This is a genomic window from Tenacibaculum sp. 190524A05c, from assembly GCF_964036595.1.
Taxonomy (GTDB): domain Bacteria; phylum Bacteroidota; class Bacteroidia; order Flavobacteriales; family Flavobacteriaceae; genus Polaribacter; species Polaribacter platacis.
In genome coordinates this window covers 497,017-511,604 of the sequence record NZ_OZ038523.1, presented here as the reverse complement: position 1 = coordinate 511,604, position 14,588 = coordinate 497,017, and the positions used below count along the sequence as shown (strand labels likewise).

The 14,588-nt window shown below is 30.9% G+C and carries 11 protein-coding genes and 2 tRNA genes; 10 read left to right on the top strand and 3 right to left on the bottom strand.

Features of this window, described 5'->3' with window-relative positions:
• Window positions 1–32: 32 nt before the first annotated feature.
• Complete coding sequence (locus ABNT61_RS02295) at window positions 33–668, top strand: porin family protein (protein WP_348744676.1); 636 nt, start codon at window positions 33–35, stop codon at window positions 666–668.
• A gap of 367 nt (window positions 669–1,035) precedes the next feature.
• Here ABNT61_RS02295 and ABNT61_RS02290 read toward each other — a convergent pair whose 3' ends face one another.
• The gene (locus ABNT61_RS02290; RefSeq protein WP_348744675.1) at window positions 1,036–1,935 is read right to left on the bottom strand and encodes an FKBP-type peptidyl-prolyl cis-trans isomerase; all 900 of its coding nucleotides are present in this window, start codon (window positions 1,933–1,935) and stop codon (window positions 1,036–1,038) included.
• Between the two features lie 76 nt (window positions 1,936–2,011).
• Between ABNT61_RS02290 and ABNT61_RS02285 the strand changes: the two genes are divergently transcribed.
• Both ABNT61_RS02285 and ABNT61_RS02280 read left to right on the top strand, forming a co-directional pair.
• Window positions 2,012–2,392 (top strand): RNA-binding S4 domain-containing protein, encoded by a 381-nt coding sequence (locus ABNT61_RS02285; protein WP_348711794.1) that lies wholly within the window; start codon window positions 2,012–2,014, stop codon window positions 2,390–2,392.
• Between the two features lie 9 nt (window positions 2,393–2,401).
• Complete coding sequence (locus ABNT61_RS02280; protein WP_348711793.1) at window positions 2,402–2,905, top strand: phosphoribosyltransferase family protein; 504 nt, start codon at window positions 2,402–2,404, stop codon at window positions 2,903–2,905.
• Here ABNT61_RS02280 and ABNT61_RS02275 read toward each other — a convergent pair.
• Window positions 2,897–3,415, bottom strand: a complete 519-nt coding sequence (locus ABNT61_RS02275; protein WP_348744674.1) for a shikimate kinase — start codon at window positions 3,413–3,415, stop codon at window positions 2,897–2,899. The two genes, ABNT61_RS02280 and ABNT61_RS02275, sit on opposite strands and share 9 nt — an antisense overlap.
• A 98-nt stretch (window positions 3,416–3,513) precedes the next feature.
• On the opposite strand from ABNT61_RS02275, the gene ABNT61_RS02270 reads away from it, so the two are divergent.
• The 6 genes from ABNT61_RS02270 (at window position 3,514) to ABNT61_RS02245 (ending at window position 11,713) form a co-directional block, all read left to right on the top strand.
• Window positions 3,514–3,586 (top strand) — tRNA-Lys (locus tag ABNT61_RS02270).
• 38 nt (window positions 3,587–3,624) lie between these two features.
• Window positions 3,625–3,708: transfer RNA gene (locus ABNT61_RS02265), tRNA-Leu, on the top strand.
• A 284-nt stretch (window positions 3,709–3,992) separates the two neighbouring features.
• Window positions 3,993–4,775: a carboxypeptidase-like regulatory domain-containing protein gene (locus ABNT61_RS02260; protein ID WP_348744673.1), complete on the top strand. Its 783-nt coding sequence runs from the start codon at window positions 3,993–3,995 to the stop codon at window positions 4,773–4,775.
• A 54-nt stretch (window positions 4,776–4,829) separates the two neighbouring features.
• Window positions 4,830–6,968, top strand: a complete 2,139-nt coding sequence (locus ABNT61_RS02255) for an endonuclease (RefSeq protein WP_348744672.1) — start codon at window positions 4,830–4,832, stop codon at window positions 6,966–6,968.
• 98 nt (window positions 6,969–7,066) lie between these two features.
• A complete protein-coding gene (gene purL / locus ABNT61_RS02250; protein ID WP_348744671.1) occupies window positions 7,067–10,738 on the top strand; it encodes a phosphoribosylformylglycinamidine synthase in 3,672 nt (1,223 codons plus the stop codon).
• 585 nt (window positions 10,739–11,323) lie between these two features.
• Window positions 11,324–11,713 carry a helix-turn-helix transcriptional regulator gene (locus ABNT61_RS02245; protein ID WP_348744670.1) on the top strand — a complete coding sequence of 130 codons (390 nt, stop codon included), beginning with the start codon at window positions 11,324–11,326 and terminating at the stop codon, window positions 11,711–11,713.
• A gap of 459 nt (window positions 11,714–12,172) precedes the next feature.
• Here ABNT61_RS02245 and ABNT61_RS02240 read toward each other — a convergent pair whose 3' ends face one another.
• The gene (locus tag ABNT61_RS02240) at window positions 12,173–13,915 is read right to left on the bottom strand and encodes a hypothetical protein (RefSeq protein ID WP_348744669.1); all 1,743 of its coding nucleotides are present in this window, start codon (window positions 13,913–13,915) and stop codon (window positions 12,173–12,175) included.
• A gap of 130 nt (window positions 13,916–14,045) precedes the next feature.
• Between ABNT61_RS02240 and ABNT61_RS02235 the strand changes: the two genes are divergently transcribed.
• On the top strand, window positions 14,046–14,561 hold the full coding sequence (locus tag ABNT61_RS02235) for an RNA polymerase sigma factor (RefSeq protein ID WP_348711784.1): 516 nt from the start codon (window positions 14,046–14,048) through the stop codon (window positions 14,559–14,561).
• Window positions 14,562–14,588 lie beyond the last annotated feature (27 nt).

Sequence of the window (14,588 nt, the reverse complement as noted above, 5' to 3'; positions counted from 1 at the left end):
ACGTTTAGTACAAACACTTAAATTACAAGAATATGAAAAAACTAATTTTAGTATTATGCTTATTTGTTGCTTCTACTCAATTTGCAGATGCACAAATTCATTTTGGTATTAAAGGAGGTATTAACTACAACTCCGATTCTTTTTTAGAAGTCGCAGATGATATTATCGATGGAAATGCAGAAAGTAGAACTGGATATCATGCAGGTATTTGGTTACGCTTTAAATTACCAATGGTAGGTTGGTATATTCGTCCTGAATTAGTATATACTTCTTTAAAAAGTCAAGTTGATGTTAATAATATAAATATTGTTACCGGTACAAATATTCCTGAACCAGCTAGATATGATTTTCAAAAAATAGATATCCCCGTTCTAATTGGTAAGAAATTTTTTAAGGTGGCATATTTTCACCTTGGACCATCTTTTCAATACATACTTGATGGTGATTTAAGCTTTAGTCAATTAATTTCAAAAACTAATGTAGACGGTTTTACTGTTGGTATGAATATAGGAGCTGGTATCGAATTAGGTAAATTTGGTATAGAAGCACGTTGGGATAGAGCTTTTTCTGATGTTGAATCAGAATTGGTTGGATTAACTGGTACCGATACCTCAAACTTTGATACAAGAGTAAATCAAATCGTAGTTGGTTTATCTTACAGGTTTTAAAGAAATAATCATTTCGATATATACAAAAGCAATACTCTTGAGTGTTGCTTTTTTTATGTCATTAACTCTATAATTAAACAGTCATTGATTCTCTGAAATAAGCAATCCCTAAATAAGGGATTCTTATCGTATTTACATCACTCTATTCTGCCTATTCCTTAACTGTTTTATTTCAACCGTTTACTTTACTCGTATTATTATAGTAGAAGAATTCTGAAATCTTATTTGTTTGCTTAGAAGACCTTCTGACATTAATGTATCCTAAATACAAATCAATATCAACATGCATGAATTTGAATTTACCGCAAAAAAAAGCAACACATTCGTGTTGCTTTTTTATGATATATGTCTTTTAAAAACTCCTTAATTATTGATTAGATACTCTAATTTTAGGATTTAAATAATCTGGTAAAGTTGGATTATCCGGATCACTAAAGTCATTTGTTGGATCTCCATCATTGTTTGCATCTTCAAAAATTGTTAGAATCCCATCACCATCATCATCTGGATCGGCAAAATTCACGATACCATTTTCATCCGTGTCATCATTCCAAGGTAATCCATCACCATCAATATCTTCAAAAATATTAGGAACACCATCATTATCTGAATCGGTATTCTCAATATTATCATTTAATTCAACATAGAATAATAAGCTTTCATTTGCTAGAATTGTCCCTCTTCCAACATTTCTATAAGCTAAACCAGAAGGAATGAATAATATAATTTTTCCTGTACCTGTAAATGATAATGGTTCATTAGGTAAAGTATTATTAGTTCCTCCTTTTACATTAGGAATCCCATACGTCCATCCTCTAATCACTCCAGCACCTAAAACAAACCACGTATTTATATTACTATCAAAATCTTCATCATTTAATGTTTCTCCATTGATTATTCTTCTACCTGAATAATTAACCAATACAGAATCTACTACCGTAGGGAAATCTTTAGTAGAAGTACCTTGTTCAATAACATAACTATATAATGTATAATCAATTTCTACATCATTAATAGTCTCTTTAACAATTTCTGAATTTAATTTAGGATCATCAAAAAGCGCTGTTTCTCCAGTTTCAAGCGGTTTAACTACTCCTGCAACTGCATCATAATAATGATTCTTAAAAAATTTGATAAGGGTATCATTATCCTTTAAGGCTTGACCAGAATGATCAAAATTGTCTACAGCTACTCCTCCATCACTTCCACATGCGTAAACTAAGAGTGAAATAATTCCTATTAAAAAAAGATGTCTAAATTTTATCATTAATCGTAATTTTGTCGCGCAATTTACCATTTTTATAACTTTGTAAAAAGTAAACGCAAAAAAATTAACTTTTTGTATGAGGATTGATAAATATTTGTGGTGTATTAGATTATTTAAGACAAGATCTATAGCTACTAATGCTTGTAAAAAAGGACAAGTGAAAATTGAAGAAAATAATTTAAAGCCTTCTCGAGAAGTTTATGGAGGTGAAATTATTACCGTTCGTAAAAACCAAATTAATTATAAAATAAAAGTAATTGACATTCCCGAAAGTCGTGTTGGAGCAAAATTGGTTGATTTGTATCGAAAAGACCTTACTCCAAAGGAAGAGTTCGAAAGAACGGAATTATTAAAATTCGCCAAGGATTACTATAGAAAAAAAGGTACTGGAAGACCAACAAAAAAAGATAGAAGAGATATTGAAGATTATTATGAAACTAATGAAGAAGATGATTAAATTTGTGGTATGATAGAAACGAATAATATTATTTTAAATAATACTGAGATCGCTCAGAAAATTAGAAGAATCGCTTATCAGATTTATGAAGTTAATTATAAAGAATCTGAAATAATAATAGCAGGAATTGCGGATAATGGCTTCTTTTTAGCGGAAAAAATTGTTTCTATTATTAATGAGATCTCTGACTTAAAAGTGACTTTATGTAAAGTTAGTATGAATAAGAAAAGTCCTTTAGATACGGTTACTACAGATATTAGCACCGATGATTATATGAATAAATCAGTGGTATTAGTAGATGATGTACTTCATTCTGGAACTACTTTAATATATGCAATTAAACATTTCTTAGATGTACCATTAAAAAAGTTTAAGACTGCTGTTTTAGTAAATCGTAATCATAAAAAATATCCAGTAAAAGCTGACTTTAAAGGAATTTCTTTATCAACTTCTATCAAGGAACATGTTGTAGTTGATTTCAAAAATGATGAAATTACTGCCTATTTAGAATAGCAGTTGCTGTATTTCATTTATGGTGTCCTCTACTTTCTGGTTATCAGTTCTCACTTTGTACTTTGCCATTTCATAGAAATAACTTCTTTCAAATAAATGTTTAGCAATAAATTCTTGAAGTTCTTCCTCCGGAATATTTGCCACCAAAGGTCTGTTTTGTTTCTGTGAGAGTAATCTTTTATATAATGTAGGTATTGATAATTTTATATAAAGAGAATTGGTGTTTTCAAATCCATTAATTAAATCCATATTATTAGCATAACAAGGTGTTCCTCCTCCTAAAGACAAAACAAACTTATCTTGCTTTTCGAAAATTTCTTTTATAGCCTCATGTTCTTGAAGCCTAAAAAAGATTTCTCCTTCATCTTTAAAAATATCACTTATTGATTTTTCAAACTTACTTTCAATGTAATCATCAAGGTCAATAAACGGTAAATTTTGATTTTTAGCTAGAATTTTACCTATTGTAGACTTTCCACTAGCCATATATCCTAATAAAACTATCCTCATAATCAGAAAAAAAGCAAATATCTATAAAAAAAGATTAAAAAAGGTTTTTTCATTTAAATAGTACATGTATATTTGCACTCGCTTTGAAAAAAGTTTAAGACCGGGTAGCTCAGTTGGTAGAGCATCTCCCTTTTAAGGAGAGGGTCCTGGGTTCGAGCCCCAGCCCGGTCACAAAAAGTTAAGCAGATTGCTTAACTTTTTTAGTTTACGCGCATATGGCGGAATTGGTAGACGCGCTGCCTTGAGGGGGCAGTATTCTTATGAATGTGGAAGTTCGAATCTTCTTATGCGCACAAAAACAATATTAAATTAAAGCAAACCATTAATAGTCAATTTATTAATGGTTTTTTCATTTTTTAAAGGAAAGTTTTTCGAAAACTTAATTAAAAAAAACACCTTTTTAAAAACTTAATTTTGTATCTTTCAACTAACAATTATCCTCCTTCCCTCGAGATCTCAACAGGAGATCAATAAGGCCTTTCGATTCTGAAAGGCTTTATTTTTTTATGGAATAGTTTTTGGAATTACTTTTACATATAATTAACTATAATCATAGTAAATATCCGTATTATTGCATATGCGTAAATGTATTTTTATAATCTCTTTATTATTTTGTTCTATTTCTGTTTTGGCTCAAAACAAATTAAAAGGACAAATTATTCATTCTGATACCAAAAAAGCACTAAGTGCTGCACATATATTAAACTTAAATTCAGTAGTTGGAACTATAACTAATGAGAAAGGACTTTTTGAGTTAACGGCAAAAGCCAATGATACCGTTTTAGTTTCTTATTTAGGTTTTGAATCCATTAAATTAAAAGTAACTAACGACTTATTAAAAGGAAACGAATTAGTTATCTCCTTAAATGAAAAACCTGAAGAAGTAAAAGAAATTGTGATTAACTCAACTAAACTTATTGGAGTTTTAGAAGTGGATGTTAAACAAGTACCTAAAGATAGATTCACTAGAATTCATCTGAATGGTTTACCACAAACCTATGAAGTTGGTCGTCCACAAAAGGTCTCCTCTCCTATTGCTAAACTCCTCAATCCTGTTGATTTGGTATATGGTTTATTTGGTAAGAAACCCAAACAACTTAAAAAGTTACAAAAACTTAAAAAAGAAGACGATTTACGTAAAATGCTAGCTGGTAAATTCGATCGAGAAGTTATGATGGAATATTTAGAAATGGACAAACAACAACTTTCTAAGTTATTAGGAGATTGTAACTATTCTGAATATTTTATCAAAAAAGCTAGTGATTTACAAATGATTGAAGCTGTATTAAATTGCTACGAAAAATACAAAGCTATTAAAAAGGGAAAGATAGATCGAGACAGGATTCCTGATAAAAACTAAGTCTGATTGAATATTAGACATAAACTATTCTTTTTATTAAATCATTATTTCTATATGATGAAAAAATTACTCTTTACTCTTGTTAGCTGTATTGCAATTTCAACAGCATACGCTCAAGAATCTTATTACAACGACGTAGATTTAAATCTTACAGGTGTTGCTTTAAAAAACGCATTAGCAACAAAAATTATTAACACACATACAAATGCACTAGACTATACTCCAGATATTTGGAATGCGTCAAAAGTTACGGATGTAAACCCTGAAAATAGTACTGAGGTATTACTTATTTATGGTTATAGCGCTTCTGGAACAACTGCTAGAACTAGAGGTATAAATGAAAACGGAGGTAACAATGGACAATGGAATCGTGAGCACGTTTTTGCAAATTCTTTAGGAAGTCCTGATTTAGATGCAGCAGGAACAAATGGACCACCATACGCAGACGCTCATAATTTAAGACCTTCAGATACTCAACGAAATTCATCAAGAGGAAATAAAAAATTCGCAACTGGATCTGGAAATTCAGGTTCTGTTACAAATGGATGGTATCCTGGTGATGAATGGAAAGGAGATGTAGCAAGAATTATCATGTACATGTACTTGAGATATGGAAATCAGTGTAAACCAACTTTTGTTGGTGTTGGTGATTCTTCACAAACTCCTGATGATATGATTGATTTATTTTTACAATGGAATGCTGAAGATCCTGTTTCTGACGTTGAAAAACAAAGAAATCCATTCCACGAAAATACAAGCAACACTTACGCTCAAGGAAATAGAAATCCTTTTATAGATAATCCAAGACTTGCTACAAGAATTTGGGGAGGCCCAGATGCCGAAGATATTTGGGGAATTTATTCTAGTACAGATACTGAAGCACCTTCTACTCCAACAAATGTAATAGCTTCGAATATTACAACATTTTCAATTGATTTGTCTTGGACCGCATCTACAGATAATGTTGCGGTAACTAGTTATGATGTGTTTGTTGATGGGAACTTAACAACTAATGTAACTACAAATAGCACAACATTAAATAACTTAAATTCTAATACAACATATTCAATTACTGTTTTGGCTAAGGATGCTGTTGGAAATGAATCTTCTCAAAGTACAGCAATTACTCCTAAAACTTTAGAAGATACTCAAGCTCCTTCTGTACCAACGAATATTGTCATCAGTAATGAAACTGATACAACGTTAAAAGTTACATGGACTGCTTCTACTGATAACACAGCCGTGACAGCCTATGAAGTTTACGTTGATGGGAACTTAAATGCAGAACCAACAACTAATACGTATACCATAAATTCACTTACAGCCTCAACTACATATACTATCCAAGTTTTAGCAAAAGACGCTGTTAATAATAAATCAGCTTTAAGTACAGCAGTAAATGGAACAACAACAGATGGAGGTACGGGAAGTGCTAACGAATTATTCTTCTCTGAATATGTTGAAGGGTCTAGTAATAACAAAGCTTTAGAAATTGCAAATGTTACTTCTAGTCCGATTGATTTAAGTGTTTATAGTATCAAAAGAAATGGTAATGGTGGATCAACTTGGTCTGCTCCTCTAAATTTAACAGGAACAATTGCCGCTGGTGATGTGTATGTTATTATTAATGGTAGTGCTGCACTTCAAAAATTAATTGATGAAGCAGATTACGTTCATCCAAATAACAGTAGTACTAACAACGGCGAACCAATTAACTTCAATGGAAATGATCCTGTTGGATTGTTTAAGAATGATGTATTAATTGATATCATCGGAGTATTTAATGGTGGATCAGGAAATTTTGCTAAGGATGTAACATTAAGACGTAAAAGTAGCGTGGTAAATCCGAACACTACTTTCGATAAAGCTAATGAATGGGATGAATTTGCTCAAGATGTTGTAGATAACATCGGAACTCATGATGCAGCAACAGCAAGTGTATCTGAAGAATTACTAAATAAAATTTCTATTTACCCAAACCCAATTTCTAATAACACTATATATATTAAGAACAATGTAAATATTGATATCGAAGAAATTGTTATTTACTCAGTAAGCGGAAAAGAAGTATTTAAATCTTCAAAATTCAATCCTGATGAAGGAATAAAAGTAAAAACATTAAGTCCAGGAACCTACTTTCTTAAGATGAAAAGTAACCTCGGAAATACGACAAAAAAACTACTTGTAAAGTAGAAAATAAAAGCAGCAAATTTTGCTGCTTTTTTTACACTCATAATTCAATTAAAAAAGTAAATTTGTAGCTTTTAACAACACAACCTAAATAACACATAATGATTCATTTCTTTGGAAACATAAACAGTAAAGTCTTTGCTGTTCAAACATCAAAAGAATTAACAACTGAAGATATTTCAAAACTTACATGGTTATTTGCGAATAAACCTAAACTTGATATGGCGTCTATTGACGCCTTTTTTGTTGGGCCTAGAGCAGCTATGATTACTCCTTGGAGTACTAACGCTGTGGAGATTACGCAAAATATGGGGATTGAAGGAATTATCCGTATCGAAGAATTTGATGCTGTAAATGAAGATTTTACAGATTTCGACCCGATGATTTCTCAAAAATTCAATGCTCTTAATCAAGAAGTTTTTACTATAAATATTACACCAGAACCTATCTTAGAAATTGAAGATATTAAATCTTATAACGAACAAGAAGGTTTAGCATTGAGTGATGAAGAAATTGATTATTTAAATGAAGTTTCTGAAAGAATCGGAAGAAAATTAACTGATTCAGAAGTGTTTGGATTTTCTCAAGTAAACTCAGAGCACTGTCGTCACAAGATATTTAATGGAACTTTTGTTATTGATGGAAAGGAACAACCTACTTCCCTATTCAAAATGATTAAGGAAACATCAAAACAAAATCCTAATGATATTGTTTCAGCTTATAAAGATAATGTTGCGTTTATTAAAGGACCAAAAGTTGAGCAATTTGCTCCTAAGTCTGCAGATAAACCAGATTATTACGAAACTAAAGAATTTGAATCTGTTATTTCATTAAAAGCAGAAACGCATAACTTCCCTACTACTGTTGAACCTTTCAATGGTGCAGCAACAGGTTCAGGTGGAGAAATTAGAGATCGTTTAGCTGGAGGAAAAGGTTCTATTCCTTTAGCAGGAACAGCGGTTTATATGACATCATATTCTCGCTTAGAAGAAAATCGTCCTTGGGAAAAAGGAATGAATGAGCGTGATTGGTTGTATCAAACTCCAATTGATATTTTAATCAAAGCTTCAAATGGAGCTTCTGATTTTGGTAATAAATTCGGACAACCTTTAATTTGTGGATCTGTGCTAACTTTTGAACATGAAGAAGAAGCACGAAAATTAGGTTTCGATAAAGTAATAATGCAAGCCGGAGGAATCGGATATGGTAAAGCTGAGCAAGCATTAAAAGATACTCCAAAAGATGGTGATAAAATTGTAATTCTTGGTGGTGAAAATTATAGAATTGGTATGGGAGGAGCAGCTGTTTCTTCTGCAGATACTGGTGAGTTTTCTACTGGAATTGAATTAAATGCAGTTCAACGTTCTAATCCTGAAATGCAAAAACGTGCAGCAAATGCAGTACGTGGAATGGTAGAAAGTGAAGAAAACTTAATCGTTTCTATTCACGATCATGGAGCAGGTGGACATCTAAACTGTTTATCTGAATTAGTTGAAGATACTGGTGGTAAAATTGATTTAGATCAGTTACCTGTTGGTGATCCAACTTTATCTGACAAAGAAATTATCGGAAATGAATCTCAAGAAAGAATGGGATTAGTTATTTCTGAAGAAAATATAAATACATTAGAGAGAATTGCTGAAAGAGAAAGATCTCCTATGTATACTGTTGGTGATGTTACTAATGATCATAGATTTACATTCGAATCTCAAACAAAAGGTAATAAACCAATGGACTTGGCACTGAACGATATGTTTGGAAGCTCACCAAAAACTATAATGAACGACGTAACAGTTTCTAGAAACTATAGCGAAGTAAATTATTCTAAAGAAAATTTCTACGATTATTTAAACCAAGTACTACAATTAGAAGCAGTTGCTTGTAAAGATTGGTTAACGAATAAGGTAGATCGTTGTGTTGGTGGTAAAGTTGCTAAACAACAGTGTGTGGGTCAATTACAAATTCCTTTAAACAATCTTGGTGTAATGGCTTTAGATTTTAAAGGAAAAGAAGGAATTGCTACTTCTATTGGCCACTCTCCTATTTCTGGTTTAATTGATTCTACAGCAGGAAGTTTAAACTCAATTGGAGAAGCATTAACTAATATTGTTTGGGCTCCGTTAAAAGATGGTTTACAATCAGTTTCTTTATCTGCTAACTGGATGTGGCCTTGCAAAAATGAAGGTGAAGATGCAAGATTGTATAAAGCAGTAAAAGCAGTTTCTGAGTTTTCTATTGATTTAGGAATTAACGTTCCTACTGGAAAAGATTCTTTATCAATGAAACAAAAGTATCCAAATGAAGATGTAATTTCTCCAGGTACTGTTGTTATTTCTGCAGCTGCAAATTGTAATGATATTACAAAAGTAGTAGAACCTGTTTTCCAACAAAATGCAGGAAATATCTACTACATCAACTTATCTCAAGATACTTTCAAATTAGGAGGAAGTTCTTTCGGACAAGTAATTAATAAAATAGGAAATGAAGCTCCTACAATTAAAGACGCTTTATTTTTTAAGAAAGCATTCAATGTAATTCAACAATTAATAAAAGATGACAAAATTGTTGCTGGTCATGATATCGCTTCTGGTGGTTTCATTACTACATTACTTGAATTATGTTTCGCTAATACGAATACTGGAGCCAACATCGACTTATCTGGATTAAATGAAGAAGATTCTATTAAATTATTATTCTCTGAGAATAACGGAATCATCATTCAATCTAAAGATGATTCTATAGAATCTATCTTAAATGAAAACACAATTGAATTCTTTAAAATTGGTTCAGTTGTAGAAGCTGATAGATTGAATATCAAGAATAACGATGATTTATATTCATTGTCTGTAAGTGAATTAAGAGATACTTGGTACAAAACTTCTTATTTATTAGATCAGAAACAGACCGCTAATAATTTAGCAGAAGACAGATTTAATAATTATAAAAATCAACCTTTAGAGTACACTTTCCCACAAAACTTTACAGGAAAACTTCCCAAAGTTGATAGTTCATTGCCTAGACCTAAAGCTGCAATTATTAGAGAAAAAGGATCTAACTCTGAACGTGAAATGGCTAATGCAATGTATTTAGCAGGATTTGATGTGAAGGATGTTCATATGACTGATTTAATATCTGGAAGAGAAACTCTAGAGGACATTCAATTTATTGGAGCAGTTGGAGGTTTTTCTAATTCAGATGTTTTAGGTTCTGCTAAAGGTTGGGCTGGAGCTTTCTTATATAATGAAAAAGCAAATACCGCTTTAAAGAACTTCTTCAATAGAGAAGATACGTTATCTGTTGGTATTTGTAACGGGTGTCAATTATGGATGGAATTAGAATTAATAAATCCAGATCATGATGAACATGGAAAAATGGTTCATAATGATTCTCATAAACACGAAAGTTCATTTACATCTGTAAAAGTTCAAAAGAATAACTCTGTAATGTTATCTTCATTAGAAGGTACTACTTTGGGAGTTTGGATTTCTCATGGTGAAGGTAAATTCAATTTACCAAAAGAAGAATCTGAATACGACATTGTCGCGAAGTACGCTTATGAAGGATATCCACATAATCCAAACGGATCAGATTTCAATACTGCAATGATGTGTGATAAGTCAGGTAGACATTTGGTAACTATGCCACATATCGAAAGATCTACATTCCAATGGAACTGGCCTTACTATCCTGAAAATAGAAAAGATGAAGTTTCTCCATGGTTGGAAGCATTTGTAAATGCGAAACAATGGATAGATAAAAAAAATGAGAAGTAAACTGAACTGTTTACAATCTTAAACATAATTAAGCACTCACTTTGTTGGGTGCTTTTTTTATTCCATAAATAAAAGGTTTACGTATGTAAACAAGTGTTTATTATACTAAATAACCATTAATTTTCTATAAGAATATCTAAAATAGACTATATAATTATATTTATGGTACACAATAGTGTTTATAAGTCGTTGTAAACAGTCTTTTAAGGACAATTACCCATTAAATAAGAGATATCGAGCACATCTCTTCCATAATGTCTTCATTTTATTCAAAAATAAAGCTTCAATTCTCTCAATCTGGCCAATATAATCAACTATTTACATTTGTAACACGTAAATAAACCTCTTATTATTCTTAAAATCCCAAAATTCCATTTGTAAACCATTAAAAACCACTTCTTTATAGTTTTTCTTTATTTTATGATTTTAATTATCTGTTTTTGAGTCTTTTATGTGTCTTTAATTGATGTAAAACTTTAATCTACTAACATGGTTTATTGAAGAAATACTTGATTTTTCTTGTTTACAATTGAAAAATACATTATGTTTACAATCGTAAACTAAATATTTGTTTACAATTGTAGCATGATTGAACGTTTAAAAGTAATATTGGATTATTATAATTTGACTTCATCAAATTTTGCAGAAAAAATTGATGTTCCCCGCTCTAGTATTTCTCACCTATTATCTGGTAGAAATAAACCAAGCTTAGATTTTATTTTAAAAGTAGACAAAGCTTTTGAAGAAGTTAATTTAGATTGGCTGTTATATGGTAAAGGTAGTTTTCCGAAAAACAATGAAGATTCTACTTCTCCATCATTATTCACGCAGACGATAAAAAATGAAACTCAAAACGAAATACGCGAATCTGAGCCAACAAGTAAAGAACACAAAGTTCCTGCTGATGATTTAAAAACTCTTATAAAAGTTATCCTTTTATATAGCGATGGAACTTTTGATGAATTTGAAAAATGATTTCTCGTGAAAATCATTATTTTAATAATCCCCATAGAAAAAGTAAGTCTGTATGAAAATACAGACTTATTTATTTTATATAATTGATTAGAGAATTAACAATCCCTAAAAATTCTAACTAAATCTGTAAAATTTCTGGTGCGTTCAAAATCTCGTATTCGGGAAAATGTACAGATTAAAATCAAATACGCGATTCTCAGAGAGGTCAAAAAAACGCTACTTTTTAGTATTTGAAGAACTTTAAAAAATCATATGACACACTAATTAATTATCTCTTTCCAACTTCACCTAAACTTTTACCAAAATATATCTAAAGTTATATTCCAAAAAAATAGGTCTGTATGAAAATACAGACCTATTTGTTGCAGTAATAAATAATTAAAAATTATGGGGGATAATAAAATCGATTAAAGCAAACCTCCCTATTATAGCACAATCGATTTTCTTTTTAATTCTTTTTTAGTTACACTCCTTTTTAATTTTAAGAGTATTTTGCTGAGCATCTACTAAATGAATTTTATCATTGTCATCAAACGTAACAACATATTCATCAACTAATTGAGATGGTAAATCCGAAGAGCTAATTACAACTCCAGTAGATCCGTCGTTTAACATCATAACTTCCCATTCACCGCTATAGTTAGCTCCGTTTCCTTCAGCTGCAAATGTTCCATCTTCGTTAAATGAAAAGTAAATTGGAAATTCTTGAGTTACGTCAACTCCATCTAAATCAAAGTAATACACAGACCAAGTACATTCTTTCATCGCATTTTTAACTCTTGCAACTTGATTTCCAGATCCTGAATTATCATCACAAACTCTTTCTAATTTTAAAGTATGCTCTTGCTCACCTTGAAGCACCATTTTATCATCATCTAATCTTGCTAATAAGTAGTAATCATTAATATCACTAGTTAAAGTTGGCGACGATAACGTAATTGCAATTCCTCCAGTAGCAATTTCTTGTGCTACCCAAGTACCTTCATGTAAATCTTGATCATTACCAGTAGTCATTATAAACGTTCCATCTTCCTTAAAATCAAAGTGATAGTCGTGATATTGAGCAGTTAAATCTTCACCTCCTACTTTTAAATAGTACATATACCACTTACATTCTTTGATAAATTCTTTTACCGCTGGTAAATTAGAATTATCTGGACAATCTTTAACCAACTTAGTGAAGTTACCTGCAGCGTCAGTCATTTCTAAGAAGTTATCTCCACATTCAACAACTTTCCAGCTTCCGTTAAAGTCTTGGAAATTAGAATCTAACTGAACATAAGCGTAATCTCCATCTTGTGTAACCGTCCAAGCTCCACTCGCTTCTTCAACTCCATTTGGATTCGTAACTACGAAAGTAAAGTCTTCATTAAATTTAGCTTTGAAACCTGAAGCTCCGTTATCATTTCTGATTTCCCAGAAACATTCTTTTAAATTTCTCTTGATAGAATTCACATCACAATCTAGATCATCATCTCCATAATCATAGTCATCATCTTCATCACAAGAATCTTTTGCTTGATTAATTGTACTGATTAATTCTTCATTATTATTCACCGCTACTGTAGAACCATCAGCTAATACCATAGTAACTGGGAAATTTAAACTTGCCAATGTATTATCATCTAAGTTTTCAATAAATACATATAATTCTTGATCGTTATTTATCTTCTTAGTTTCAATTACATCAAAAGAAGTATTAAAAATTGAAATTGAAATAGGGTACTGAAAATCAATACATTCGATATCATCATCTGTTTCATTTTCACCAGCACATGATTGAATTAACTCTTCTAATTCTGCTTGGCTATTAATTGTAGTTTCAGTAAAATCTCCTGAAATAATTGTAATTGGATATTGAATATCTAACTGATCAATATCATTATCGAATTGATCGAAAATATCTTCAATTTCTTGGAAGTCATCTTGAGAATCAATGATGATTTCAATATTATTAACTACTACAGTTACAGGTAATTTTACCTCTAAACAGTTCGCTTTATCAATAATATTATCTACTGAACCATCATTAGTGGCAGTTCTTGACATTAATTGACTAATTTCTGAACTTGCTTGAAACGTTTGATTATCATTAGGTTGCGAAATATCAACAGCTTCTTTCTGACAAGAGAAAAAACTCATCAACATAAAAGCTGATATCGCTAAAAATTTTAACAGTTTAGGATTGTTTGAAGTTTTCATGATTATCATTTATTTTTTTTAGGTTTAAATTATTAAATGAGGCCTTCTTTATTCTGAAACAATTCTCTTTTAAAAATTCCTACCCTGCTATTCATTTTTTTTTAATTTTAGAGAAATTTTTAAAATTTTAATGGAAAAACCTATAGACAAAGACATTTGTAATGAAACACTTTTCTCGTCTTTCTTTAATAAATACTCTAAATCACTTTATACTTTCCTCTATTATAAGTTTGGAGAAAAATTGAATCCCGAAGATAAGGTACAAGAGGCATTTTTAAAAGTTTGGCAAAACTGTCATAAAATTACCCCAGACAAAGCGAAGAGTTTTTTATATACCACAGCTAATAATTTAATGATTAATCAGGCTAATCATGAAAAAGTAAAATTAAAATATGCTGAAATTCCCCAAAAAAGTCATACCAACGAATCTCCTGAATTCGTTATGGAGGAAAATGAATACTTAGATAAAATACAAAATGCGCTTTCTAATTTAACTGAAGCACAACGTGTTGCATTTATGATGAATCGTATTGAAGGCAAGCGTTTTAAGGAAATCGCTGAGATTTTAGGGATATCTGTAAAAGCTGTTGAGAAGAGAATTTATGGGGCTTTGAAGAAATTAAGAGAAGATATAAAAGGATTATAATAACATACAGGGTAGGAATTTTTAAAA

Excerpts from the sequence above, each read along its gene's own strand:
- ABNT61_RS02240 (WP_348744669.1), bottom strand. The coding sequence starts at position 13,915 with ATGAAAACTTCAAACAATCCTAAACTGTTAAAATTTTTAGCGATATCA.
- ABNT61_RS02295 (WP_348744676.1), top strand. The coding sequence starts at position 33 with ATGAAAAAACTAATTTTAGTATTATGCTTATTTGTTGCTTCTACTCAA.
- ABNT61_RS02235 (WP_348711784.1), top strand. The coding sequence starts at position 14,046 with ATGGAAAAACCTATAGACAAAGACATTTGTAATGAAACACTTTTCTCG.
- purL (WP_348744671.1), top strand. The coding sequence starts at position 7,067 with ATGATTCATTTCTTTGGAAACATAAACAGTAAAGTCTTTGCTGTTCAA.
- ABNT61_RS02255 (WP_348744672.1), top strand. The coding sequence starts at position 4,830 with ATGATGAAAAAATTACTCTTTACTCTTGTTAGCTGTATTGCAATTTCA.
- ABNT61_RS02280 (WP_348711793.1), top strand. The coding sequence starts at position 2,402 with ATGATAGAAACGAATAATATTATTTTAAATAATACTGAGATCGCTCAG.
- ABNT61_RS02290 (WP_348744675.1), bottom strand. The coding sequence starts at position 1,935 with ATGATAAAATTTAGACATCTTTTTTTAATAGGAATTATTTCACTCTTA.
- ABNT61_RS02275 (WP_348744674.1), bottom strand. The coding sequence starts at position 3,415 with ATGAGGATAGTTTTATTAGGATATATGGCTAGTGGAAAGTCTACAATA.
- ABNT61_RS02260 (WP_348744673.1), top strand. The coding sequence starts at position 3,993 with ATGCGTAAATGTATTTTTATAATCTCTTTATTATTTTGTTCTATTTCT.
- ABNT61_RS02285 (WP_348711794.1), top strand. The coding sequence starts at position 2,012 with ATGAGGATTGATAAATATTTGTGGTGTATTAGATTATTTAAGACAAGA.
- ABNT61_RS02245 (WP_348744670.1), top strand. The coding sequence starts at position 11,324 with ATGATTGAACGTTTAAAAGTAATATTGGATTATTATAATTTGACTTCA.